Origin of the sequence: Gordonia liuliyuniae, assembly GCF_021738805.1 — a bacterium.
Classification (GTDB): domain Bacteria; phylum Actinomycetota; class Actinomycetes; order Mycobacteriales; family Mycobacteriaceae; genus Gordonia; species Gordonia liuliyuniae.
Genome location: NZ_JAKKOR010000001.1, coordinates 405152 through 430484, shown reverse-complemented (window position 1 = coordinate 430484; position 25333 = coordinate 405152). Strand labels below are relative to the sequence as shown.

The window sequence follows — 25333 nt, the reverse complement described above, 5'->3', positions numbered from 1 at the left end:
CCCGCTGGCGGTTCCGAGCAGGCTCGCCCATCACCCTACGACGCGCAACCACCTCGTGTGGCACTCGACGCGGCGTTGATGTCAATTCCAGTCACATGCTGCACCTGCAGTTCTTCGCCCAGAACGACGAGATCGCCGCGGCGTCCGGGGGCCAGCAGACCGATGTCATCGCGCCCGAGGACCTGCGCGGGTGTCGTCGAACACATGACGGACGCGGCGAGCAACGCGTCGTCTCGCGGCAGCGGGTCTGGCGCACCGACGAGTCCCGCGACGGTCCTGGCGAACAACGAGTCCATCGTCGCCGTGCTGCCGGCGATCGCATCGGTGCTGCGTAGACGCGCCACGCCGCCGTCGACGTAGACGTCGAGCGACCCGAGGACATAGTCGCCGTCGGCCATTCCGGCGGCGACCATCGCGTCGGTGACCAACACGGCGCGAGCCGGTCCGACTGTCCGCTGCACGTCGGCGACCAGTGCTGGGTGCAGGTGCACACCGTCGCCGATCAACTCGACGACGACGCGCGGATCCTCGGTCAGCGCGAGCACCGGACCCGGCGAACGATGATTCAACGGGGCCATCGCGTTGAACAGGTGGGTAGCCACGCGCGCACCGTGATCGAGGGCGGCGCGAGTCTGCTCGTAGGTGGCGTCGGTGTGTCCGACGGCCACCCGGGCGCCTGCGACGACGAACCGGTCGATGGCGTCGAGGGCGCCCGGCAGTTCAGGTGCGATCGTGACCATGACGATCGCACCGTCGGCGATCGCGAGGAGCCGGTCGATCTCGTCGAGGTCGGGCGACCGCAGCCGGTCGGGCGCGTGTGCGCCGCACCGTGCGTGCGCGATCCACGGGCCTTCCAGGTGAATGCCTGCACTGACGCCCTCCCGCACGAGTGGTGCGAGCCGCGCGACGATGCGCGCCAACTCGTCGGGGCTCGCGCTGACTGTGCTGGTGACCGTCGTCGTCGTCCCGTGCGTGCGGTGGAACGCCGCAGCGGCTCGCACCTGGTCGGGGTCGCCGTCGGTGTACGACGCTCCCCCACCGCCGTGGACGTGCTGGTCGACGAACCCGGGAACCACTGTGCCGCGTGGGAATTCGAAATCGGCAGCCGCCGGCGGCTCACCCGATCCGACCGCGTCGATCAGGCCGTCGCGCATCGACAACCACCCGGGCCGGTGGACGACGCCGTCACCGACGACGGCGCCCGCGGCAACGATCACAGGGTCTCCGTCACCTTGCGCAGGCCGCGGGGGCTGTCCGGGTTCTCCCCGCGCGCCAACGACAAGTGCAGCGCCATCAGCTGGAACGGGATGATCTCCAGCAGCGGTGACAACTCTTCAGGCGCGTCGGGAATGGCGACACCGCCGGTGAGCTCCGCGACCGCCGATGCGGCGCCGACCCCGAAGATGTCGGCGCCCCGCTCGACGAGGCGCGCGATGACCGGCGCCATCGCGTCGCCGCCGCGACCACCCGGCACCACCGCGAGCACGGGGACCTGCGGGTCGACGGTCGCGAGCGGACCGTGCAGCAAGTCGGCGCCCGAGAAGGCTTGCGCCGTCAGGTATGACGTCTCCATCAGTTTCAACGCGGCCTCACGTGCCGTCGGATACGAGTAGCCGCGGCCCGTGGTGAGCAGACGTTGCGCGTACCGGTACTTCTGGGCGGCCGCAGCCAGCGCGCCATCGGAACCCAGGACCTCGTCGCCGAGATCAGGCAGCGCGTCGACCGCCGACGTGTCAACGCCCTGCCAGGCGGCGATCACCAGGTACAGCGCCAACAGTTCGGACGTGTAGCTCTTGGTGGCGGCCACCGACTGCTCCGCGCCGGCCATCACGTCGACGTGCAGTTCCGCGGCGTCCGACAGGGCCGACGACTCGTTGTTGGTGATGGCGAGGGTCAACGCCCCCTGTGCGCGGCCCACCTCGACCGACTTGACGAGGTCGGGCGAGCCACCCGACTGTGAGACCGCGATCAGCAGCACATCGCGCAGGTCGGGCCGCGCGCCGTAGACGGTCACCGCGGACGGCGAGACCATCCCGGCCGGGATCTGCAGACCGATCTCTACCAGGTATTTCGCATACAAGGCCGCGTGATCGCTGGTGCCCCGCGCGACGAACTGGACGAAACGTGGTGCGCGAGAGGCGATCAGCTCGCCGATCTCGACACACGCCGCGCGGGCCGCGAGCAGATTGCGCCAGGCGCTCGGTTGCTCGGCGATCTCCGCCGCCATCAGATGTCCGGGTTGCTGATCGTTCACGGCCATGAGTGTCCTTCGCGGCAGGAGCTGACGTGTCGCTTCGACCATATCGACGATCGGGCACCGGCACAGGCGGACCGCGCGTTCCTTCGTTCGGGCCAATTCACGACCAGAGGGATGCGGACCTGCACAGATCGGCGATAAGCCTTCAGCAGAGAGAACCGCGCACGCGGACGAGGAGCACTCATGACGTACCCATACGGCCCGGACCCGGCGACCCCATACGGCCCGGACCCGGCGACCACCGCGCTCCACACGGCGCGGCGCAGGAGTCGACGCCGGTTGACGATCGTCCTGTCGGCGATCGTCGCGATCCTCGCCGTCGTGGTGGGCCTCGGCGCCGTGAAGCTGTACCAGGACGAGACCGGCGACATCCTGATCCCGGCGTTGAGCCTACGAGCGGCCGACGATCCCGGGCCCGACCCGTTCACCCGGTCGGTGGCCCTCACCAACCGACTCGACCTGCCAGCCATCGCGCCGCACGGCGTGGACGATCGCGGCGTCCGAGCGGTCGACGGCACCGCACCCGGGCTCTACGGGACGACTGGGGCCGCAGCGTGCGACACGGCGGCCCTCGCCGATCTCCTCGCAGGCGATCCGGCGGCGGGCACCGCGTGGGCCGGCGTGTTCGGCATCCGACGCATCGACATCCCCTGGTATCTCAACACGCTCACCCCGGTGCTCCTGACCGCCGACACGTGGGTGACGAACCACGCCTACCGCAGCGGAGTCGCCCAGCCGTTCCAGTCGGTGCTCCAGGCGGGCACCGCCGTTTACGTCGACGGCGCCGGCGTGCCGCGCGCCGTCTGTACCTGCGGCAACCCGCTGGTTCCGCCCGCGTCGGCCCCGGTCGGCGACTATCGGGTGGTCGGGCAGCCGTGGCCGAGCTACCGGACGACGAACATCGAACGCGTGTCGTACACCGTGCACAACACCACAGTGAACAATCCTGGGGCGAACAATCCTGGGGCGAACAATCCTGGCGTCGTCAACACCCCTGCGCCGCTGACCCAGCTGACCGTTCTCGACGTCGTGCGCGGCGTCAACGTCGTCACCGAGATCGGCAACACGCTGACCGATCTCGGCCCGGCTCCCGCAGGCATGAAGCTGCCCGATCCAATCGCAGCCAACGGACCGAGCGTCGCCGGAACCTCTGCGACACCCGAGGCGGGCACCAGCGAGGCCACCGGTGCCGGCGAGAGTTCGGCCGCACAGGCCCAGACGGATTTCGGGTCGTCGACCGGTGACGCGATCGGCGCGCTGACATTCACGTCCGACGGGCAGGGCATCACCTGCACCCTGCCGTCGACATTCGACTCCGGCGAGGTCGCCGCCGACTGCACTGACGGCTCCACACGCACCTTCGCCACCGCCGACCTACTGTTCGACGCCGTGACCACTGCGGTGAACGCGTCGTCCGACCGGGTGTGGACCGTCGCCACTACCGACGGCCAGACGCTGACGGTCACCAGCGCGGCTTGGCAGACCCTGGTCCCGGCCACAGAGACGACAGCGACTACGGAGACCCCGGACACTGCTGAATCCCCGGAGACGGCGGAATCCCCCGTAGAGACAGAGGCGCCTACGACGACGGAGTCTGCGACCACGACCGAGATGGAGCCGACGAGCACCGTCGAAACTGAGCCCAGCGCCTGAGACAGTTCGTGATTGCCGTCTCAAAATCCTTGACCGCGGCACGATACACGGTGAGAGTCGATAGTGAACACGTTTTCCATCGATTCTCCCGGAGGCAACCATGAGCACGACTGCCACATCCTGGCTGGTTCCCGTCCGCCACCCGTCGCCCGACGATCTCGAGCTGTGGCTGGAGGAGAAGGCCGCCCGCGGCGAAGTCCTCAATCGCGTCAACGCGTGGAGCCCACTCCGCATGACGTTCGACAAGGGCGAGGCCGGACGCTACCGATACGCGCTCGAACGCCGCGACAAGCCGGTGCCCTCGCTCTACTTCATCGCCCGCCGGGACATGGGTTGGGAGAGTGTCGGCAGCCTGTCGAACATCCACGTCTGGCGTCGCGCCTACACCGGTGAGCGGCCCGCAGGCTTCATCGGCGAAGACCTCGGCCGCCGCGCCGCCCTCGTCGGCATCGGGTTGAGCGTCGTCGCCACGATCGCGCTGGTCGGCGCGGTGGCGCTCGGCCTCATCGCCGGGCTCACCGACTTCGCGTCGCCCCGCGACTTCTGGATTCCGGCCGCAGTGCTCGGCGTCATCGCCGTCGGCGCCGGGGTCGCCGCTTTGATCGTCGGCGCGTCCCGCCGCGCGGCGACGTCAGCGACCTCAGCTACGTCCGAGGAACAAGAGCTCGTCCGCTCCTGACCTCACATCACGGCGCGAAGAACCGCGCCGTCTGATCCTCGTCGCCCGCCAGGTAGGCGGGGTCGGGGACATCCCAGACCTCGCGGAACGCGTGTTCGACGGCGACCGCTGCCGCGTCGACATGGCGGCGATCGAAGCCGAGGACGATGGTGTCGTCGCCGTGCATCTGCCAGCCCTTCGCCCGCAGGAGCTCAATGCGGGCCGCGCGGTCGGCGGCGGATTCCGCGAGTCTGCCGCTCGCCACCACGAGTTCGAGCCGGTCGTCGGCGACCGCGACGGCGTCCGCGTGCGCGGTGATCACCTCGTGGTCGGTCACGAGGTCGTAGACGGTGAATCGCTGCCCGACGGACAGATCGGCAAGATAGTCCGCGAGTCGTAGTCGGAAGTCACGCCATCGCGCATCGAGTTCGGCGTCGTAGGCCGACTCGTCGAATCCGTTGACGTCTTCGGTGATCGGATCAGTCACAACACACTCCCGCTTCGCGAACGTGGCTTGCACTTTCCACCGTAGCCTCGCCCGACGAGTTACGGGCGGATTCTCCCACCGCCCGGCGCGCCCGGTTCCTCATGTGCACCTGTCGATTTCGCCGCGAACGTCGGCGAAGTATGGGTACGGTCAATTCACCCGAAGAATTAGGACTACGAACATACGGAACGTGGGCACCGCGGTCGGCGCCCAGCAGGGAGAACGCGACCATGAGAATCAAGAGTGCTGCCGTCCTGACCGCTGCGGTCCTCGCGGTCACCGCGATGGCCGGCTGTACCAAGACCGACTCTGATGAAGCCACCTCGCTCGAGAGCCTTCGGGAGGCGGGCGTCGTCACCGTCGCGTACGCCAACGAGGCTCCGTACTCGTTCGAGAAGGACGGCAAGGTCACCGGGGCGACGATCGCACTGCACCGCGAAGTGTTCAAACGGCTCGGTGTCGACGAGTTGAAGGCCGTCAAGACCGACTGGGGCGGGTTGATTCCCGGATTGAACGCGAAGCGGTACGACCTGGTGAGTGCCGGAATGTCGATCACTCCGGAGCGGTGCGACCAAGCCTCGTTCAGCGTCCCCGAGATCAACTACACGACCGCGCTCATGGTGAAACCCGGCAACCCGATGGACCTGTCGAACATGGACTCGATCAAGTCGAGCGGCGCCAAGATGGCCGCGATCACCGGGGCCATCGAATCCAACTACGCGGAAGAGCTCGCGATCTCCGACCCGCTGCTGGTCAAGGATCAGCAGGCAGGCATCGACGCGGTGACGTCGGGACGCGCCGACGCGTTCGCACTCACCGCGGTGTCGTTGAAGTACGCGAAAGACAACGACCCGAGTCTCAACGTCGAGGTGACGAAGCCGTTCATCGCGGTCATCAACGGCGAGGAACAGAATCCGGCCGGTGCCACCGTGTTCCGGAAGGCGGACACCGACCTGCGGGACGCCTACAACGCGGAGGTCAAGAAGATCCTGTCGGACAAGGCCGAGTACCTGAGGATCCTCGGCCCGTTCGGGTTCACCGAGGAGAACATCCCCGACCCGTCGCTGACCACCGAACAGCTGTGCGCCGGAGAGTAGTCGTGCCGCGTCGAGCATCGGGCGTCACGATCCGGTGAACACCAACATCGACGACCTCGTCGACGCGCTTCCCCGGATCGGCGAGGGAATCCTCGTCACGCTCGAATTGACCGCTGGCGGAGGCCTGCTGGCGTTCGTCCTCGCCGTCACTCTCGGCACTGTGGTACGAGTGCGGTTCCTGCCGGTCCGGTTCGTGGCCCGCGTCTTGATCGAGTTCTTCCGCGGGACGTCGCTCGTCGTGCAGCTGTTCTGGCTGTTCTACGTATTGCCTCTGCTCGGCTACCAGCTCGATCCACTGTTCTGCGGCATCCTGGCCCTCGGGTTGAACTACGGCGCATACGGCGCCGAGGTGGTCCGCGGCGCACTGAACTCGGTACCCGACGGCCAGATCGAGGCCGCCGTCGCGCTGAACTTCACGGCGGGGCAACGGTTGCGGCGAGTGGTGTTCCCACAGGCGTGGGCGATGATGGTGCCGTCGCTGGGCAACCTGCTCATCCACCTGCTCAAAGGCACCGCGTTCGCATCGTTCATCATGCTCCAGGACTTGACGTCCAGCATCGTCGACTTGCAGAAGACAACCGGTGACACGCTGTTCTCGTTCGGCATCGGACTGCTGATCTACCTGGTCCTCGCCTATGTGGTGACGGTGATCATCAACCTCGTCGAGGCCCGCGCCAAACACAAGCTAGGGCGTGGGCCGTCGCTGCGCGAAGTCTTGAGTTTCCGTCCGACGACGGACGCCACTGTCGGAGGTGGCCTGTGATCGACTGGAGTTGGCAGCGGGCCGAAGAGGCCATGCCCGTCCTGTGGGACGGCTTCAAGATCACCTTGTTGGCGACAGCCATCGGTTTCTTGGTGGCCGCCGCCCTCGGCCTGCTCATCGCGGTGATCCGGCGGTCGGGCCCGCGTTGGCTGTCGTGGCCGGTTCACGCGGTCTCGGAGTTCGTGCGGTTGACCCCCCTCGTGGTCCAACTGCTGTTCGTGTACGCGCTGTTCCCTCAGTTCTCTGGGTTGTCGATCGGTATCACCGTCCTCGGCATCCACTATTCGAGCTATATGGCTGAGGTGTATCGAGCGGGCATCGAAGCCGTGCCTAAAGGCCAGTGGGAGGCCGGGCACGCGTTGTCGTTGCCGCAGTCACGGATGTGGCGCGCGGTGATCCTTCCGCAGGTGATGCGGAACAGCCTTCCCGCGTTGGGCAACAACCTCGTCGCCATGTTCAAGGACACCCCGTACCTGTTCACGATCAGTGTCGTCGAGTTGGTGACGTCGGCACAGACCTACGGCGCGTCGGAGTTCGCCTACCTGGAGGCGTTCACGCTCGCTGGTGCGTTCTTCCTGGTCGCCAGCTACCCGACATCCGTTCTGATCCGACGTCTGGAGAAACGACTTGTCCATTGATCTGGAGAAACAGCCGCCGGCCGAACCGGACGAGATGATCCGGTTCGATCACGTGGTGAAGAAGTTCGGTGACCACGTGGTGCTCGACGAGCTCGACTTCACCGTCGACCGCGGCGAGAAGGTGACGCTGATCGGGCCGAGCGGCTCCGGCAAGACGACGATCCTCCGTCTGCTCATGACGTTGGAGAAGGTGACCGCGGGCGACATCCTGGTGGCAGGCGAGTCGCTGAACCAGAAGGAGCGCAGTCTCCGCGAGGTCCGCAAACGCATCGGGATGGTGTTCCAACAGTTCAACCTGTTTCCGAACATGGATGTGCTCGGCAACATCACCGAGGCACCGATCCATGTTCTCGGACAGTCGCGGGACGAGGCGCAGACCCGGGCCCGCGAACTCCTGGACATGGTCGGCTTGACCGGTCGGGAGAACGCGCACCCGAGCCAGTTGTCGGGCGGCCAGCAGCAGCGCGTGGCGATCGCGCGGTGTCTGGCGATGAACCCGCAGGTGATGCTGCTCGACGAGGTGACGTCAGCGCTCGACCCCGAACTGGTCGACGACGTGCTGTCGGTGCTTCGGGACATCGCGGTCAGCACCGACATCACGATGCTGATCGTCACGCACGAGATGCGTTTCGCCCGCGAGGTGTCCGACCGGGTGCTGATGTTCGACGCCGGTCGGATCGCCGAGTCGGGGCCGCCCGAACAGCTCTTCGGCGACCCGCGCAGCGACCGCACCAGAGAGTTCCTTCGGGCGGTCCTGTAGTCAGCAGTCGTCGCCGCCGGGTCCGATCCGGTAGGTCTCTCGTTCCGTGTCGGTCATCGCGTCGGTGGTGGCGCACACCCAGGCGCGCCCGTCGCCCGGATCGATCGACTGCGAGTACAACTGGCCGGTTCCGTCTCCACCGGTGATGAATCGCTCGCCGTCGTCCAGTGTCGGCGGCAGTTCCCAGCGTGCGGTCGTGGTGCGCGGCCCGCCGAGCACCGGTGTCACGATCCGCCGGTCGGTGAGCCGTCCGTCGTCTCCGATGGTGAAGGCGACGATGTCGCGTGTCATCGTCCCGGCCAAGAGGACCGGCTCACTGGGGGCCGGCCCGCTGCCCGCCATCAGCGAGAGGGTGTCCGGGTGGTCGGACGTTTCGCGGGCGACGAGCGCCCCGTCATCGACCCGCCACACCGACAGGTCGTCGCCTGCCACGACGAGGTACCGCCCCGACGGGTCGAACACCGCGTCGGCGCCGGGGCTCCCCACGTCGAGGGTGCGCACGAGTCGCCTGCTGTCGACCGAGTACAGATAGGTGCGCGAATCGTCGGACGTGACGGCGAGGCGTCGTCCGCCGCGGTCGACGACGATCTGGCGGATCAGGTCGATCGGACCGTCGAGCGGCCGACCGAGAGCGCGTGGTGCCGATGGGTCGGCAACGTCCCAGAGTTGCACGGACCGGTCGGATGCGCCCGTGATGAGGATTCGCCTGCCGGGCACGAAGGCGATCTCGGACGTGTACCGGGTGTCGACGGACAGCCGGAAGGCAGCGCGCGGGCGGTCGGGGTCTGCGGTGTCCCACAGTTCGACGGCCCCGCCGTTGTTGTTAGCGGTCGCTGTCACGGCGCCGTCGTCGCTCATCGCGACGCGCGGTCGGTCGTTGACTCGTTGTTCGACGGCGGTGGTTCCGCGTTTACGCCACCGTTCACCGTCGCGGGTCCACAGGTCGAGGCTGGTGTCGCTGCCGACCGTTGCGGCTCTCGTCCCGTCGGCGCTCTGTGCGATACCGCTGATGATCCCCCCGCGATCGGGTTGAACGCCGGGTGGGAGACGCCACACGTCGACTCCGCCGTCGGACCGGCCGACGGCGAGTTCCCCGCCCTTCGGATCGAACGCCGCGCTGAACATGCGGACCGCACCGCGCGCCGTCGAATTCTCGAGATCCCACACGAGCGGCGGATCGGTGCGCGACAGCGTGCTCCACACGCGGACGGTGCCGTCGATGCCCGCCTGGGCCATCAGCGGCGACGCCGGATCGGCGGCGACCGACCAGGATCCGCCCGTCACCCCGGACAGCGAACTGCTCTCGACTCGGGGCATTGCGGGATCGCTCACGTCCCACAGCTGGACGTTGGGCCCGTCGCCGCCGACAGCGATCGTCTCGGAGTTCGGGAGGAACGCGACGGAGTGGGTGATGTTGCCGAATCCGCGGATCGGCTGGCCCGCGGCCGCGGCTTCACCGTCGCGGACGCGCCACAACCGGACGGTCTGGTCGTCGCCGCCGGAGGCGAGGAGGGTGCCCGCAGTGTCGAAGGCCAGGGTGCGGACGGCGCCCGCGTGCCCGCGCAGGACGATCGGTGATGTCGGTTCCACCGTCTCGCCGGCCACCCGGTACAGGGTGAGACTCCCGTCGTCGGACGAGGTGGCCAGCATGTTCCCGTCCGGGCTGAACCGCGTGATGTAGGCGGTACCTGCGCCTGGCCTCAGTTCGGCGATGCGTTTCGGCGATGACGGGTCGGCGATATTCCACACGCGGACGGTGCCGTCCCCGCTGGCGGCGGCGAGCAGCGGCCGAGTGGCGTTGAAGGTCACCGAGGTGACGTAGTCGCCGAACCCGCCGATGGCCGCCACTGCGACGAGCGGAGTCGACGTGTCGTCGCGGTGCCGCCACAGGCGGACGGTGCGATCGTTGCTCGCGGTCGCGACGAGTGATCCGTCGGCGGAGTACGACACGTCGTACACCGGTCCGCCATGCCCGGCGACGGTCCGGGCCATCGGCGCCGACGCGGCGGCGGTGAGCAGTGCGGCCACCTCCGGGTCGTCGGCGAACCGCTGGTCCGCGGCGAGGAGCAGTCGCGCCGCGAGAGACGGATCGGAGGTGACCAGGCGATCGATGCTCGACAGCAGCGCGGTCCGTTCGGCGCTGTTGCGCTGCCGTTCGAGGTCGCCCGCCTGTCGACTGATGGTGATCGCGAAGATGGCGGCGACGACGGCGAGGACCGTGATGACGGCTACGCCTCCGATGAGGGCGCTGCGGCGCCCGCGGCGTCGGCGGACCGATGCGTCGAGGAACTCCTGTCCTCCGGTCGGGAGGACGTGCCGCCGGAGCTCGCCGAGTCCGTCGAGGTTGTCGAGCGCGTGCTCAAGGCGGCCACCGCTGTAGAGGAGTTCGCTGCTGCGGTCGGCGTCGATCCACGACTGCGAGTCGGTGGCGAGCTGCTGTCTCCACTGCAGGGTCTCGGCGTCGTCGGCGATGCTCTTGCGGAGTCTGGGCCACGATGTGAGGACGGCGTCGTGGATGTAGGTGACCTGCTGGCCCGCCGTGAGCAGACGTGCGTCGGCGAAGCGGTCGACGATCCGATCCGCTCGGTCCGGGAACCGGCGGCGCAGTTCGTCCGTATCGACGGACGCCCGCATCGGCACGCCCCGAGGACCGAACTGGACGAGCGACAGCAGGAGCGCTCGAGCGGCTGGCTGGTCATCGGCGTCGAGCGAGTCCCATGCGGCTTCGGCGGTGTCGGCGATAGCGGACGCGATCCCCCCGACCGCGCGATACGTTCCGACCGAGACGGTGCTTCCTGATCGGTTGTCCCACAAGCGTTCCAGCGTGTGCGCGAGCAGCGGGAGCCGGCCGGCCCGTTCATCGCACGGCGTTGCCTCGTGCAGGTCGCGAACGAGGAGTTCGGCGAGCCCGGAGTCGATGCGCCCACCGGCCAGTTTGATGGGCTCGCGGATCACGGCGCCGAGTTGATCGTCCGTCATCTCGCCGATGATCACGGAGTGTTTCTGCCATGCACGCGCGAGGAATGGGATCTCGAGGCAGGCGTCGAAGAAGTCTGCCCGGACGGCGAGGACGACGGGCGTCCGGGCTGCGATGTCTTCGACTGCGCTGAGCACTCGGTCTCGTTCGTCGCCATCGAGCGAGAAGACCTCTTCGAACTGGTCGATCGCCACGAAAGTCTGATTGTGGTCGCGCACGCGATCCCATGCCGCGACGTCGTCGGTGACTCTGATGCGGTGCGGACGGTTCCACGGTTCGGGTGCTCCGGCCAGCCCGGCTCCGAGCACCGACGACTTACCAGAACCGGACACACCGGTGACGATCACGGCCTGCGCCCCGCCGGAATCGGCGACGGAATCCAGATGCGACACGAGTGCATCGATGGTGGGCCCACGACCGAAGAACAAGTCGGCGTCGTCCTCGGTGAGTGCGTCGAGCCCGCGGAACGGTGACCGTGCGAGCATGGTCTCGGAGTCCACCGTGTTTCGCGTCTGCACTGCTGCCCACAGCTTCTTCCACTGAGGCAGCGGTACGACGCCGTCGGCGCCTGCGTCGACGGCTCGCCAGGTCAGCCAGGTGATGAGCGGCTCGACGACCGAGTACTCGCGCGGGATGTGGCGTCCGGTTCGCCAGTCGCTGATCCGTTGACGGCTGACGGCCGCGTTGGGCCGCGATGCCGCGCGTGCGGCAGCCGCCAGCGTCGGCTGTCCGGCCTGACGGAACAGTTCGCGCAGGGCTTCTCCGAACGCATCCCCCGACTGCGTAGCACTCACCTGACGAGGATAGCCCGACCTGCCCCTGTGACCTGCACCGGAAGAACCCGCGCCAGCGGACGGAAAAAGTGGAGGCGATACCGCCGCAGCGTCCTTCGCGCATTGGGAGCCACGGCGCAAACTGTGGTAATCCGAGTCACGTTTCTGCTGCGTCTCGCGCTTGTTTCTAGTCCGTGTCTAATCCCACATTCCAAGAGCGAAGTTTCACGTGATCGTTACACAGGACTAGAGTGACACGCGGAATCGCCCGGCGGCCACCGCGTGTTACACGGGGTTTGCCGAGGCCGAGGGACGTCGCAATGGCGGGACGTCGCTCAATTTCGAGTAGAGAGAGTTGCGTATGAATGCCTGGGATCCCCAGCTTCAGGAGATCTTCGACGTCGTCGACCGCCGTAACCCGGGCGAGCCCGAGTTCCAGCAGTCCGTCCGCGAGGTCTTCGATTCGCTGAGCCCGGTCGTGGCCAAGCACCCCGAGTACGTCGATGTACTCACCCGGATGTGCGAGCCGGAACGCCAGATCATCTTCCGCGTGCCGTGGACCGACGACGCCGGAAACGTCCGCATCAACCGCGGTTTCCGCGTCGAGTTCAACTCGGCACTCGGACCGTACAAGGGCGGCCTGCGCTTCCACCCGTCCGTCAACCTGTCGATCGTGAAGTTCCTCGGCTTCGAGCAGATCTTCAAGAACTCGCTGACCGGTCTGCCGATCGGCGGCGGCAAGGGCGGCTCGGACTTCGACCCGAAGGGTCTGTCCGACCTCGAGATCATGCGCTTCTGCCAGTCGTTCATGACTGAGCTGTACCGCCACATCGGTGAGTACACCGACGTCCCGGCGGGCGACATCGGCGTCGGCGGTCGCGAGATCGGCTTCCTGTTCGGCCAGTACAAGCGCATCACCAACCGCTACGAGTCGGGCGTTCTGACTGGCAAGGGCATGTCGTGGGGCGGCTCGCAGGTGCGCCCGGAAGCCACCGGCTACGGTGCGGTGTTCTTCGTCGACGAGATGCTCAAAGCCAAGGGCGAGACCTTCGAAGGCAAGAAGGTGCTCGTCTCCGGTTCGGGCAACGTCGCGACGTACGCGATCGAAAAGATTCACCAGCTCGGCGGCACCGTGATCGGCTGCTCCGACTCGTCCGGCTACGTCATCGACGACAAGGGCATCGACCTCGAACTCCTCAAGGAGGTCAAGGAGGTTCGTCGCGCTCGCCTGTCGGAGTACGTCGAGCTCCGCGGCAACGGCACCAAAGTCGGTACCGACGGCTCGCTGTGGCAGGTCCCCGCCGACATCGCGCTCCCCTGCGCGACGCAGAACGAACTCGACGCGGACGACGCCGAAGCACTCGTGAAGAACGGCTGCAAGATCGTCGGCGAAGGCGCGAACATGCCGACGACGCCGGACGCCATCAAGGTCCTGCAGGCTGCCGGTGTCGGCTACGCCCCGGGCAAGGCTGCCAACGCAGGCGGCGTCGCCACCTCCGCGCTGGAAATGCAGCAGAACGCGTCACGCGACTCGTGGAGCTTCGGCTACGCCGAGGAGCGTCTTAACGCGATCATGCGCGACATCCACAACAACTGCCTGACGACCGCCGACGAGTACGGCGACCCGGGCAATTACGTGACCGGAGCCAACATCGCAGGCTTCGTGAAGGTCGCCGACGCCATGCAGTCGCTGGGTGTCATCTGATCTGACTTCGCAGTGAGCGACGACGTGTGAACACACGTGGCCGCCGTCCCCTCTCAATGGCGCGAGGGCACGGCGGCCTTTTCGTCTCCTCCGGGACGCTGTGGCACCCTCATTCTTGTCCGGACCGGACAACTCACACTTCCCGCTGACCTGCGCAAACACCGGATCTCGCGGAATTGAAATTGCTGCGGGGTTGCTACTCCTGGTGGAATCGAGTTCGGGGAGATGCTCCACCGGCGAGACCGCCGGTAGCACGAGGGGGAATCATGGAAGGACACTCGCAGCGACGACGGGGCCGTTTGGCGTCAGAGGTGTCGGCTACAGCTGCAGCGGTCTGCGGATCGCCGTCGCTCCGCGTCGCGATCCTGCAGACGAGCGCCGTCATCGCGGTCGCCGTCGCGATCGTGCTCGCGGTGGTGGTGGCGCCGTCACACACCGACGGGGCGATCGGATTCGGGACCGATGTCGGCACGGGGCACGTCCGGGCCGCGGGGGACGGGCATGAATTCTGACACCGCGCGCGGGCTCGCCATCGCGCTCCGCGCGCTCATGCTGTTGGCAACGGTGTTGATACTCTGCGTCGTGGTCTTCATCGGTCTGTGACGGCCCTCGACCGCTGCAGGTCACGCTTTGGCGGCCACCTGGTCGACGGCGGCGGCGAATGCCTCGTCGAACGCGGTGCGGTCGGCTTTCGCGCCGGGCGCCAGGGGCGCGAACTGCACACGGACGACGTAACCGTCGACCGTCGCGATGCCCGTCAGCGACTGTGTCTTGGACGTCTGGCCGGACGATTTCGACGTCGCGTCCTGGCGGTAGACGATCGCCTGATCGCCTGCCTTCGTATCGGGCGCGTCGAGCACGGTGTTCTTGACCGTAGCCTTGAGCCCGGCCATCGGACCGCTCGCGAGGACGGTCGTGACCGTCGCGCACTCGCCCGTCACGGCGGCCCGGAAGTCGGCGATGCTTCGATCGAGCACCGTGACCGATTCGATCAGAGTTCCTTCGGTGCCCTTCATCGCCGCGGCCACACCCACGTCGTCGGCGGCGACGTCGTCGGGCAGCACGGCACTCTTGCCACACGACGCGGGCGTCACCTTGCCGGAGGCTGCCGAGTCGGCGGCCTCCGCGAGGTCGAGCATCTGATCTTTCTCAACGTCGAGGATCTCGTAACCGTCGGGGAAGCCGTCGCTCGCCAATACGAGTGACTGCGCCTTCGACGCGTCCCCGGTGCCCGACGCTTCCGATGCTGCCGCGTCGTCGCCTGAGCCACAACCCGCGACCAGCGCGATCCCGGCTGCGCAGGCGACCGATACGATTGCGTACTTCGATGCGGTCACGCTTCGTCTACCGCCTTGTCGATCGCCTTGGTGAAGACGTCATCGAATCCGGCCCGGTCGGGGGTCCCCGACGGATCCATCGACGACGCCTGAACAGACAGCGTGTACCCGGCGACCTCCGCGTAACCGACGATGACCCGCTGGGTGATCGACTGTGACCCGACCCGAGAGACGGTCGTCATCTCAACGACCAGCGTGTCGTCCGCGCGCGTGGTCGGACCGGCGACAACCTTCTGTTCGGCCGTCGCCTTCACAGACTGTCCTTCGACCGTCATGTCCATCGTCAAGTGCTCGCAGTCGCCGCTGACCTGAGCCCGGTACTCGTCGATGGACGACGCGGTGACGATCACCGATTCGGCGAGCGAGGACACGCCGCCCTTCGTGGCGATGACCAGCCCGATGTCGTTCACATTCACCGAGGACGGGATGGCGCTGAGCTGCATGCAGTGTGACGGCGAGACATCGGCGGACTTCGTGCTCGCCAGGACCATGTCCATCATCTGCTGCATCTGGTCGCTCGGCACGACTTGCGCGGTGTAGCCCGCCGGGAAGCCAGCCGCGTCCAACACCAGTTCGTGGACTCGCGTCGGGTCTGCCGTCGACGACGCGGCACCCGTGCTCGACCCTCCCTGGTTCACTCCTCCAGCGACGACCGGAGTTCCGTCGACACCGCACCCGGCGGCGAACCCGACCAGACCGACGCTAGCGACGACCGCGCCTAGAACTCGCCTCAACCTCGCACTCACGACAGACTCCCCGATCCACTCAGACACATGCCGAGAACATTACGACGCGTGGCCGCCCACACGACGGATGCCTCAGCGCGCGTCGGCGACCTTCCGCACGGCAGCGGTCAGCGTCGCGTCGAACGCGGGGCGATCCGGTGCGGATCCGTCCGCGTCCACCGCCTGGACGGTGACGAGGTAGTCGTCGACCGGCACCCTGCCGATGAGAAGTTGATGCCGCTCGCTGCCATCGCCGGGCGCCGTAGAGACCTGTCGGAACACCACCCCGCGGTGACCGTCGATGCTCGGCGTCGTGACATCGTCATGCGTGATGTCGACAATCGTCCCGCTCGCCGCACCGGTCGTCACCTCGACACGCACCCGCGCGCACTCACCGGTAACCGCGGCCGCAAGCGCTTCGGCGTCGACGCTCGACGCGACGACGGACTGGCTGAGTGTCGACTCCCCGTCGGAGGCGACGACGTTGCCCGTCTCCGCGGAGTCCGGAACGTCGTCACCGGATTCGCACGCAGCCGGGGTGACCTTCGCGTCCTTGCGGCTGTCGTCGAGTTGCTCGCTGATGGCCTTCTCGTCGTCCTTACCGAGCTTGACCACGCTGTACCCGGTCGGGAAGTCGGCGTCGGACAGCACCGAGTCGAGAGCCCGCTGTGTCTCGGGGTCGACCGGCTCCGACTGTCCGCACGCCGCGACGGTTACGGCGAACGTGGCGCCTGCGAGGATCGATCCGACTGCCCGGAGAGTCTGCGACATGCCGTTCAATCTACTGGGCCGTCAGATCGATTGGCGTCGCAGATCTATTGGGGTACGTCCTTGTAGTAGACGAGCTGGTGCGTCGTGGCGAGCAGGCGGTCGCCGTCGCCCCAGATCTGGCCGTACTGGTCGAAGTGGCCGTTGCCGAAGCGGCTGCCGCGCGCCGTCGCCCGCACGTGGCCGGCCCCCTGCGCCGCCAATTCGTCGCGGGTCGCATGGAAGTACGTGGTCAGCGAGATGGTTCCCGCGGGCATGTACGTGCCGTGACGCAAGAACACCCGCGGGAAGAAGGCATCGGTCATCGATGTGAGTGACGGATAGTCGATCGCTCGGGCGGGCTCGTCACGCAGCCACAGAGTGGACGTCGAGTCGTCGCTCGCCGCGTCGAGCCCGCCGACTACAAAGCGCTTGTCGTAATTGCGGGCCCACGCGATGAACTCGGGGAAGTCGGAGGCTGGCACGTCGTCGACCGGCGGCAGGTCGGGCGCATGGTCCTCGGTGTCGGCCCAGGTGTCGCGGCGCACGCCGAAGACCGCGGTGCCCGTCGCGACGACTCCACCGTTCTGGTCGATGGTGAACGTCCAGTGCTGGTTGGTCCGGTTGGTCCGGATCAACACGAGCGCGAGATCCCATTCGCCTTCGGCGATCGGCGCCGCATAGTTGATCGTGAGCGCGAGCGGTTCGCCGAGCACTTCAGGGTGCTCCTGCAGCGCGCGGACGACGGTGGCCGCGGTGACGCCGCCGAACGGTCCGACCATGTTGTTGTAGGCCGGGTGCGTGGTGGCGCGAACGACGTGACCATCGATCTCGTCGATCCGGGCGACGGCGGTTGCTTCATCGAAGACGTGGGTCATGACTGAGAACAATACAGACCAATTGTTCTACTGCGCTAGGATGTGGCCATGCCCACCCCTTCCGTGCACGACCGTCTGGTGTTGTCCGCGGTCACCATGCTGCGCACGCACGGTGCCGACGGATTCGGAATGGCCGCGCTCCTCGAACACAGCAACGTCGCGAGACGTTCCATGTACCAGCACTTTCCGGCCGGGAAAGCTGAGCTTCTCCGCGAGGCGACGGCCGTCGCAGGAAAGGGCCTGTGCGCCCAGCTCGAGATGCTCCTCACCGAGCACGACGCGATGGACGCGCTCGATCTGTGGGCCGACTACTGGAAGTCGGCGCTCACCGACAGCGATTACACGCTCGGCTGTCCGCTCGCCGCCGCGTCGTTGAGCGCCCCGGACTATCCGGATGCCGCCGCCGAGGCCGCGAGAGCGTTCGAGCGCCTCACGTCGATCATCGGCGACGCACTGGAGCGTGAAGGCCACGACGCCGAACGAGCGCGAGCGGCGGGCAGCGCGATCGTGTCGGGGATCGAAGGCGTGATCATCGTCGCGCGCGCCACGCGGTCCGTCGAGCCGTTCGACAGCTTCGTCGGGCACACTCGCGCCACGTGGGGTCGCGAGCCGCACTGATCGTCCGGCTGCTTGCGACCCCACCTCCGCTGCGGCGTTCAGTGAGCGCTTCTTGGAGTTCATCGACAGCTGCGGCCTTCGCCGGGACCGACAACGCGAACGGCGTCGCAACGAAAACTGCGCCGAACGCCAGACTCAAGCCCAACGCCACCGAGGCCCACCCGCCCATGCGGCCTCCGACGGCAAGCCCGGCAGCAGCACTGACGAACAGCAATGCGCCCGGCACGAGGAAGAGGTAGGGCGCCCGGCCGTCAGTGCGCGCCGGGCTCCAATGTGGTCCCCTTCGGCACAACACACCACACCAGCACGGCGACGGCCAGCATGACGACGCCGCCGACGAGGCTGGTGGTCTGCATCGATGCGGTGAACGCCCGTCCCGCCGTGTCGGCGAGTTCCGGGATGCCCGCCTGGCCCGCGACGTCGACGGCGGCACCGATCGACTCGCGGGCGGGGGCGGTGACGTCGGCCGGAAGGTTCGCGAACGAGTCGACGGCGTCGAGGTCCGCGCGGTACATGACGGACGCGATGCTGCCGAGCACCGCGACGCCGAGGACACTGCCGACCTCGTACGAGGTCTCCTCCATGGCTGCGGCGTTGCCCGCCCGATGTTCGGGGCTGCCAGACATGATCAGGACCGACCCGACGGCCAACGACCCGATCCCGGCCCCCACCAGGCACAGCGAGACGACGACCGCCCGATAGTGGAGTTCGCCGGGCGTCAGGTAGATCGCCGTCATGCCGATCCCGGAGATCGCGATCGACGCGGCGAGCACTGCGCGCGGCCCGATCCGTTCGGCGAGCTTCGGCGCGGCCAGCGACGCCGCGGCCGCCGCGAGCGCCAGCGGAATCAGCTGTACGCCGGTGCGGATCGGCGAACTGCCCTCGACGCTCTGCAGCCACTGCGCGAGGAGCAGCAGGGCCGCTGCCATCGCAAACATCGATCCGAGTGCGGCGGCGATGCCGCCGGTGAACGGTCTGCTCCGGAACAGTCCGACGTCGAGCATCGGATCGTCCTGGCGTAGACCACGCCGCACGAACACTGTCAGGGCGACGACGGCCAAGGCGAGCGCGAGCCATGCCGAGGGTACGAGCAGGCTCGATTCCTTGCCGAACTTCTTGATCGACCACATCAGCGCGACCATGCCGCTGAACGAGAGTCCGATGGTCGGCCAGTCCCACGCGCCGGGCTTGTCCGAGCGCGATTCCGGCAGCAGGAACGCTCCCGCGATCACCGCGATCACCATCAGCGGGACGTTGACGAGGAAGGCGGCGTGCCAGGACAAGTGCTCTAACAGCAGCCCGCCGACGAGCGGGCCGACGGCAGCGCCGAGGCCGGCGACGGCCGACCATACGGCGAGCGCCATGGCCCGCTGCTTCGCATCAGTGAAGATGGTGCGGATCATCGACAGCGTGGTCGGCATGACCATCGCGCCGCCGACACCGAGAGCCGCGCGGATCGCGATGACCATGCCCGCCGAATCGGCGAACAGCACCAGGATCGAGGCGACCGCGAACACTGCGTACCCGGTGAGCAGGAGCTTCTTGCGCCCCCACCGATCGGCGACGGCGCTGGCCGCGACCAGCAGGCCTGCCAGGACCAGAGAGTAGACGTCGACGATCCACAAGAGCTGTTCACCGGACGGCCGCAGGTCCTGCGACATCGTCGGCAATGCAATGTTGAGGATCGTCATATCCATCGTGATGACGAGCAGACTCGCTGACAGAACGGCGGTGCCGGCCCACGCGCGGCGCGTCGACATCATGGACGGCGTTGCGGCGTCGGTCATTTCGAGACTCCGTCGACAGGTGTGAACGAGGCGGGGATGAACGGGGAGAGGGCTCGACGCAGGTGATCGCGACTGAGCGCCTCGCCTCGAATGGCGGCGTGCACGCCCGCCCCCTCGGTGATCATCGCGACGGCGTGCGCGTTGTCGGCGCCGAGGTACTCGCGCAGCACGACGACGAGTCCGTCGGCCCACGAGAGGGCTAGTTCGCGCGCCTGATCGTCGAAGGTGGCGGTGGCCGACAGGGCGACGTCGGCGACGACGTTGCGCCGCTCGGACAGGTAATCGTGCAGCATGTCGATCAGGTGGTCCGGCGCCGCGGCCGGATCGCACTCGAACACCTGCCGGATCTGCGTCAACGCGTCGTCGATCTCCCGGACGAGAAGCCCCAACGCCTCCTGCCGCAGTTCGTCGAGCGACGCGAAGTACGCGGTGGTCGAGCCGAGCGGCACCTTCGCGCGTTTTGCGACGAGGCGGTGCGTCAGCTTGCCCGGGCCGACTTCCACGATGAGGTCGGCGGCGGCCTGCACGATCGCGTCGCGTCGTGCCGCCGGATCATGCTTGGCCATACGGTCACCCATTTCTGTACGTTTGTACATGTACATGTGTACAGAAGTGGTCTGGGATCGGCAACCGAACCGGTCAGGACGCCGCTTCGTCTACCTCCCGCACCCGACCGTCGACCACCTCGACCGTGCGGTGCGCGATATCGGCGGCGACAGCGCGGTCATGCGTTACGAAGACAAACGCCGTGTCGTGTGTCGTCTGCAGACCGGCCAGAACGTCGAGGACCCGAGCTTGCGACACGACGTCGAGCGCCGACACCGCCTCATCGAGCACGACGACCGCCGGGTTCGGCGCGAGTGCCCTGGCTATCGCGACACGCTGGCTCTGCCCGCCGGACAGTTGGTGCGGTCGCCGATCGGCGAACGACGCGTCCAGGCCGACCTCGTCGAGAACGTGCGTCACCCGCGCGGCGCGCTGAGTTGTCGACAGCCCGAGCGCCGGGTGCAGCGACTCCTCGATGATCCGAGCCACCGACCACCTCGGCTCCAACGCCGAGAACGGGTTCTGTGACACGAGTTGTGTCCGCGCGCCGTCGGCTGTCTCGACGTAACCCGCATCCGGCGAGGTCAACCCGACCAGCACGCGAGCCAGCGTCGACTTGCCAGATCCCGACGGCCCGACGACGGCGACCGTCTCCCCGCGAGACACGGTCAGATCGACGTCGGCGAGCGCAGTGGTACTGCCGAACTTCTTGGTCACCGACTGCACGCTCAGCACCGGTTCGCGCGGCGTCGGAGTCCGGGGCGGCCGCCTGCCGCCCGGCAGGGAGTCCTTCAGCGCGCGAGCGGCGGCGCTCTTCGGGGAGTCGAGCACGCCCGTCGATGATGCGGTCTCGACAACCCGGCCGTCGTCGAATACCACGATGCGATCGGCTCGCTCAGCAGCCACGGCAAGATCGTGAGTGATCAACAGCAGGCCCGCGCCGTCGGCGACGCCCGCCGTGAGCGCTTCGAGAACCTGATCGGCGACGTCGGCGTCGAGTGCGCTCGTCGGCTCGTCGGCGACGAGGAGCCCCGGGCGGCCCGCCAGCGCCATCGCGATCAGCACGCGCTGTCGTTGACCGCCCGACAGTTCGTGCGGATACCGTCGGGCGAGCGCCCCGTCCGGCAGGCCCACCTCGGCGAGCCGTTCGGGGACCGCCGCACCACCGGCCGGGCGCCCAGCCAATCGCAGCGCTTCACGGACCTGACTGTCGATGCGCCGCACCGGATTCAACGAATTTCCCGGATCCTGCGGCACGTAGCCGACCCGCCTGCCGCGCACCGACCGCCACGCTGCGGAGCCGGGACTCGGCAGATCGTCTCCCGCGAGCCGCAATCGTCCAGCCGACAGCCGTGTGCGCGGCCCGTGCAACCCGAGCACAGTCCGCGCGAGCGTCGACTTTCCACTGCCGGACGCGCCGACCACCGCGACGACCTCCCCCGCCCCAACGGTCAGCTCAATGTCACGGAGGACGACCGTGGTCCCGACAGACACGTTCAGTCGCTCGATCTCAAGCACGATGGCCTCCGTCCACGATGCGCGAGAGTCGATACGCCGCGAGCACGACGAGCGTGATGACCACCGCTGGGACGACGGTCAGCCACCACGACGCGGCGAGGAAGGCTCGACCGTCGGCGACCATCGCGCCCCATTCCGGGGCGGGCGGCGGGGGACCGAACCCGAGGAATCCGAGTGCTGCGACGGCGAGGACCGCCTGACCGAACTCGACGGATGCGACGGCCGCCGCTGTCGGCCACAGATGCGGCAGCACGTGCCGGGCGACGACGGTCGGCTTCCGCCAACCGCTGACCAGTGCCGCTTCGACGAACGGCGACGCTCGTAACTGGAGGGTTCTGGACCGGACCACGCGGGCGGCTCCAGCCACCCCGGCGATACCGACCGCGACGCCGAGTTCGACCGTTCCACCACCGGTCGCCGCGACCACCGTCATCGACAGCAAGAGGCCGGGAACGGCGAGCAGCACGTCCACCAGCCGCATGCCGACCCGGTCCGTCCATCCTCCGAGATAGCCGGTGGCGACGCCGATCAGCGATCCACCGATGATCGCGATCGCTACGGCGATGAGCGCCGCCGACAGCGAGGCTCCGGTCCCGTGGACGATTCTGGCGAACACGTCACGCCCGAGTTGGTCGGTACCGAACACGTGGCTGACGCTCGGCGCCCTCAGTCGCTCGCGGGGCGCCACCGCCACCGGGTCCGTCCGGGTCAGGAGCCCGGGAACGACGGCGGCGGCAAGTACCGTTACGAGGACTCCGACCGCGGCGACGGCCCCGAGCGGAGGCATCGGATGCTTCCCGAACCGGATCCGCCCCTTTCGGGGCGTGAGCAGGCGGTCTCCGACGAGGTCGATCATGCCGCGCCCCTCGCCCTCGGGTCGACGAGCGGTCCGACCAGGTCGACGATCAACGTCACCACCACGAAGATCGCCGCAGACACGACGACCACGGCGAGCATCACCGGTCCGTCGTGTGCGGTGAGCGCCTGTTGGGTGAGCCGGCCGAGGCCGGCCCGCGAGAACACTGTCTCGACGACGACCGCGCCCGCGAGCGCGGACCCGACGAATACGCCCAACGCCGACAATGCGGGCAGCGCCGCAGCGGGCGAAACGTGCCGCAGGTGCACCATGGCGTCCGACGCGCCCTTCGCCCGGGCGACCTCGACGAACGGCTGGTCGGCGGCCTCCCTCATCCCGGCCGCCATCACCTGGCCGAGGTATCCGGCCACCGGCACCGCCAATGTCACCGCGGGCAGCACGAGCGCTGCGAACCCATCGTCGCCGAATCCCGGCAGAAGACGGAGACCGAACGCGAACACCTGAATCAGCACCAGACCGACGGCGAAGGTCGGCATCGAGACCAGCACCGACGGGATCTGACCGACGACACGGGCCAGCACACCGTCTGGTCGGTAGGTCGCGATGTACGCAAGTGCGAACGCCGCCAGCGCGCCGAGCGCCAGCGCTGCGGCGGCGAGCGTCGCGGTAGATGGCAGTGCTTCGAGCAGTGACGTCGTGACCGGCCGGCCGGTGACGACCGACGTCCCCCAGTCGCCGCGGACGAAGTCGCCCCATGCTGCGAAGTACTGCTGCCACAACGGACGGTCGAGGCCGTACTGCGCGCGCAACGCCGCTATCGCCGCGGGCGACGGCGGCGCGCCCGATGCGTCCGCGTTCGCCGCCAACGACACCGGGTCGCCCGGCAGTACCCGCAGGATCCCGAAGACCACGGTGAACACCGCCCACACCACCGCGGCGCCGACGGCAAGACGCCCGCCGACCCGGAGCACGAGTCGCCTGCTCGCCGGCCCTGGACTCACGACGCACCGTTCGGGAACTGCAGACGCAGGACGCCCGACGCGTCGAATCCGACGCCGCCGAAACCGGATGCGACCGCCGCGACCTGCGACAGTTCGACGACGGGGATCGCATAGCCCGCATCGACGAGACGAGCCTGCAGGGTGTCGACGATCTTGAGTCGCTGTGCACGATCGGCCGTCCCCGCCTGCTGCGACAGCAGCGGATCGATCTGGGGATCGAAGCCCCGCTGCGAATAGTTGGTGCCGTCGGCGCCCAGGCGCGAACGAAGGATGTCCGGGTCGGCCCTGGTCACGTTGTAGTAGACGGCGTCGAAGTCGCCTGCGCTGCGCCGCGAAAGGAAGTCGTCGTTCGACAAAGCGGTGATCGACAGGTCGATGCCGACGGCGGCGAGTTGACGCTGCACGAGTTCTAGGATCGGCTTGTTGCCGTAGAACTCTGGCGAATAGATCACGTCGAACGCCAGCCTCCTGCCGCCCTTCTCGCGAATCCCGTCGCCCGTCGCCCGCCAGCCTGCGGCATCGAGGGCCTTCTTCGCCGCCGCGACGTCGTACCGGACCCGCGGGTCAGCCCGATAGCCGGGCGTCGTCGAGGCGAGAACGCTGGTCGCCGGGGTGAACCCGTCGCCGAGCGCGGTCTCGACCAACTCGGGCCGGTTCAACGCCGTGCTGACGGCCTGCCGCACCTCGCGGTCGGCGAGCACTCCGCGGGACACATTCGGCTGCAAGACGTACGGCAGTCCCGGGTTCGGTCGGGAGGTCAGCGTCGCACCGGCTGATTCCAACACTTCCCGGTCCTGCGGCTGAGGATCGGCGACGGCATCCAACTGGCCGGATCCGATGCTTCCCGCCCGCACCCCGGATTCGGGGACGACGCTGAATTCGACTGTCCGATATCGCGCCGTCGTGAGACCGACGTCGGGGGCCCACCCGTAGCCGTCCCGGCGGGTCAGCGTCGCCGAACGATCCTGCTCCCATCCGGAGTACGTGTACGGCCCGCTGCCGATCACCGCGGTGCCGGAGCAGCGTTCGTCGAACGACCGCGCGACAGTCGACGGCGCGAGAATCCCGAGCTGGGTGGTGGCGGCCGCCTGCAAGAACTGCACGTTCGGGTCGGCGAACCGGACGACGGCGGTCCGCGGGTCTGGGGTATCCGTCCGTTCGTAGCCGAGCAAGAATCCGGACGCCTGAAGGGTCCGCGTCGACGTCGACTCGTCAGAGGTGAGGGCGTCGAAGTTCTTCTTCACGACGTCGGAGGAGAGCGGCGTACCGTCGCTGAACGTCACGTCGTCGCGGAGGGTGAAGGTGAAGCTTCGGCCGTCCGGGGACGCCTCGTAGCGTTCGGCGAGCCACGGCTTCAACTCGCCGGTCCGTCGATCCTGGTCGAGAAGCGAGTCGGCCACCTGTCGCGCGACGTTCACCGTCTGGTTGGTGCTCGCCTGGGCCGGGTCGGCGCAGCTCGGCGCGGACGACAGCCCGTAGCGGAGGGTGTCCGAGTCGGCCGCGTCGTCCGCACAGGCGGCGAGCCCGACCGCCGTCGAGACGGAGAGGACGGCGGCCGCCACTCTGGTAATGGTCTTCATTGGATCGAATT

General features: G+C 67.9%; 23 protein-coding genes. 9 read left to right on the top strand and 14 right to left on the bottom strand.

What is annotated here, in order from left to right; all coding sequences use genetic code 11:
* Positions 1 to 35: 35 nt before the first annotated feature.
* Complete coding sequence (locus L5G33_RS01955) at positions 36 to 1217, bottom strand: N-acetylglucosamine-6-phosphate deacetylase (protein WP_236996448.1); 1182 nt, start codon at positions 1215 to 1217, stop codon at positions 36 to 38.
* Entirely contained in the window at positions 1214 to 2227 is a 1014-nt protein-coding gene (locus tag L5G33_RS01950) for an SIS domain-containing protein (protein WP_236996642.1), read from the bottom strand. The genes L5G33_RS01955 and L5G33_RS01950 overlap by 4 nt, the downstream gene beginning before the upstream one ends.
* Positions 2228 to 2440: 213 nt before the next feature.
* On the opposite strand from L5G33_RS01950, the gene L5G33_RS01945 reads away from it, so the two are divergent.
* Positions 2441 to 3910 carry a DUF6777 domain-containing protein gene (locus L5G33_RS01945; protein ID WP_236996447.1) on the top strand — a complete coding sequence of 490 codons (1470 nt, stop codon included), beginning with the start codon at positions 2441 to 2443 and terminating at the stop codon, positions 3908 to 3910.
* Positions 3911 to 4010: 100 nt separating this feature from the next.
* Entirely contained in the window at positions 4011 to 4589 is a 579-nt protein-coding gene (locus L5G33_RS01940) for a DUF2812 domain-containing protein (RefSeq protein WP_236996446.1), read from the top strand.
* Positions 4590 to 4596: 7 nt separating this feature from the next.
* Here L5G33_RS01940 and L5G33_RS01935 read toward each other — a convergent pair whose 3' ends face one another.
* Positions 4597 to 5055, bottom strand: coding sequence for a TY-Chap domain-containing protein (locus tag L5G33_RS01935; RefSeq protein WP_236996445.1), 459 nt, complete (start codon positions 5053 to 5055; stop codon positions 4597 to 4599).
* Between the two features lie 230 nt (positions 5056 to 5285).
* Here L5G33_RS01935 and ehuB point away from each other — a divergent pair, with 230 nt between their 5' ends.
* The 4 genes from ehuB to ehuA are packed head-to-tail and all read left to right on the top strand — an operon-like array spanning position 5286 to position 8313.
* The gene (gene ehuB, locus L5G33_RS01930; protein ID WP_236996444.1) at positions 5286 to 6152 is read left to right on the top strand and encodes an ectoine/hydroxyectoine ABC transporter substrate-binding protein EhuB; all 867 of its coding nucleotides are present in this window, start codon (positions 5286 to 5288) and stop codon (positions 6150 to 6152) included.
* Positions 6153 to 6186: 34 nt separating this feature from the next.
* Positions 6187 to 6915 (top strand): ectoine/hydroxyectoine ABC transporter permease subunit EhuC, encoded by a 729-nt coding sequence (gene ehuC / locus L5G33_RS01925; RefSeq protein WP_236996443.1) that lies wholly within the window; start codon positions 6187 to 6189, stop codon positions 6913 to 6915.
* A 32-nt stretch (positions 6916 to 6947) separates the two neighbouring features.
* Positions 6948 to 7553: an ectoine/hydroxyectoine ABC transporter permease subunit EhuD gene (gene ehuD, locus L5G33_RS01920; protein ID WP_236996641.1), complete on the top strand. Its 606-nt coding sequence runs from the start codon at positions 6948 to 6950 to the stop codon at positions 7551 to 7553.
* A 34-nt stretch (positions 7554 to 7587) separates the two neighbouring features.
* Positions 7588 to 8313 carry an ectoine/hydroxyectoine ABC transporter ATP-binding protein EhuA gene (ehuA, locus tag L5G33_RS01915; RefSeq protein ID WP_236996640.1) on the top strand — a complete coding sequence of 242 codons (726 nt, stop codon included), beginning with the start codon at positions 7588 to 7590 and terminating at the stop codon, positions 8311 to 8313.
* Here ehuA and L5G33_RS01910 read toward each other — a convergent pair whose 3' ends face one another.
* Positions 8314 to 12084, bottom strand: coding sequence for an NACHT and WD repeat domain-containing protein (locus L5G33_RS01910; protein ID WP_236996442.1), 3771 nt, complete (start codon positions 12082 to 12084; stop codon positions 8314 to 8316). It abuts the gene before it with no gap.
* 340 nt (positions 12085 to 12424) lie between these two features.
* Between L5G33_RS01910 and gdhA the strand changes: the two genes are divergently transcribed.
* Together gdhA and L5G33_RS01900 are read left to right on the top strand one after the other, a co-directional pair.
* Positions 12425 to 13768, top strand: coding sequence for an NADP-specific glutamate dehydrogenase (gdhA, locus tag L5G33_RS01905; RefSeq protein WP_236996441.1), 1344 nt, complete (start codon positions 12425 to 12427; stop codon positions 13766 to 13768).
* 311 nt (positions 13769 to 14079) lie between these two features.
* Positions 14080 to 14280 carry a hypothetical protein gene (locus L5G33_RS01900; protein ID WP_236996440.1) on the top strand — a complete coding sequence of 67 codons (201 nt, stop codon included), beginning with the start codon at positions 14080 to 14082 and terminating at the stop codon, positions 14278 to 14280.
* 111 nt (positions 14281 to 14391) lie between these two features.
* Here the strand turns inward: L5G33_RS01900 and L5G33_RS01895 are convergent, their stop codons facing one another.
* The 4 genes from L5G33_RS01895 to L5G33_RS01880 form a co-directional block, all read right to left on the bottom strand.
* Positions 14392 to 15105, bottom strand: a complete 714-nt coding sequence (locus tag L5G33_RS01895) for a hypothetical protein (RefSeq protein WP_236996439.1) — start codon at positions 15103 to 15105, stop codon at positions 14392 to 14394.
* Positions 15102 to 15851: a hypothetical protein gene (locus tag L5G33_RS01890; RefSeq protein WP_236996438.1), complete on the bottom strand. Its 750-nt coding sequence runs from the start codon at positions 15849 to 15851 to the stop codon at positions 15102 to 15104. Before L5G33_RS01890 ends, L5G33_RS01895 begins: the two co-directional genes overlap by 4 nt.
* A gap of 72 nt (positions 15852 to 15923) precedes the next feature.
* Positions 15924 to 16601 (bottom strand): hypothetical protein, encoded by a 678-nt coding sequence (locus L5G33_RS01885; protein ID WP_236996437.1) that lies wholly within the window; start codon positions 16599 to 16601, stop codon positions 15924 to 15926.
* 44 nt (positions 16602 to 16645) lie between these two features.
* Entirely contained in the window at positions 16646 to 17455 is an 810-nt protein-coding gene (locus tag L5G33_RS01880; protein ID WP_236996436.1) for an acyl-CoA thioesterase, read from the bottom strand.
* 48 nt (positions 17456 to 17503) lie between these two features.
* Here L5G33_RS01880 and L5G33_RS01875 point away from each other — a divergent pair, with 48 nt between their 5' ends.
* Positions 17504 to 18073 carry a TetR/AcrR family transcriptional regulator gene (locus L5G33_RS01875; protein WP_236996435.1) on the top strand — a complete coding sequence of 190 codons (570 nt, stop codon included), beginning with the start codon at positions 17504 to 17506 and terminating at the stop codon, positions 18071 to 18073.
* Positions 18074 to 18324: 251 nt separating this feature from the next.
* Here the strand turns inward: L5G33_RS01875 and L5G33_RS01870 are convergent, their stop codons facing one another.
* The 6 genes from L5G33_RS01870 to L5G33_RS01845 all read right to left on the bottom strand — a co-directional run bounded on the left by L5G33_RS01870 (position 18325) and on the right by L5G33_RS01845 (position 25322).
* Positions 18325 to 19860, bottom strand: a complete 1536-nt coding sequence (locus L5G33_RS01870; RefSeq protein WP_236996434.1) for an MFS transporter — start codon at positions 19858 to 19860, stop codon at positions 18325 to 18327.
* Positions 19857 to 20438 carry a TetR/AcrR family transcriptional regulator gene (locus L5G33_RS01865; RefSeq protein ID WP_236996433.1) on the bottom strand — a complete coding sequence of 194 codons (582 nt, stop codon included), beginning with the start codon at positions 20436 to 20438 and terminating at the stop codon, positions 19857 to 19859. Before L5G33_RS01865 ends, L5G33_RS01870 begins: the two co-directional genes overlap by 4 nt.
* Before the next feature lie 61 nt (positions 20439 to 20499).
* Positions 20500 to 21924 (bottom strand): ABC transporter ATP-binding protein, encoded by a 1425-nt coding sequence (locus L5G33_RS01860; protein ID WP_236996432.1) that lies wholly within the window; start codon positions 21922 to 21924, stop codon positions 20500 to 20502.
* A complete protein-coding gene (locus tag L5G33_RS01855) occupies positions 21917 to 22780 on the bottom strand; it encodes an ABC transporter permease (protein WP_236996431.1) in 864 nt (287 codons plus the stop codon). The genes L5G33_RS01860 and L5G33_RS01855 overlap by 8 nt, the downstream gene beginning before the upstream one ends.
* Complete coding sequence (locus L5G33_RS01850) at positions 22777 to 23742, bottom strand: ABC transporter permease (protein ID WP_236996430.1); 966 nt, start codon at positions 23740 to 23742, stop codon at positions 22777 to 22779. The genes L5G33_RS01855 and L5G33_RS01850 overlap by 4 nt, the downstream gene beginning before the upstream one ends.
* On the bottom strand, positions 23739 to 25322 hold the full coding sequence (locus L5G33_RS01845; protein ID WP_236996429.1) for an ABC transporter substrate-binding protein: 1584 nt from the start codon (positions 25320 to 25322) through the stop codon (positions 23739 to 23741). Before L5G33_RS01845 ends, L5G33_RS01850 begins: the two co-directional genes overlap by 4 nt.
* Between the last annotated feature and the right edge of the window lie 11 nt (positions 25323 to 25333).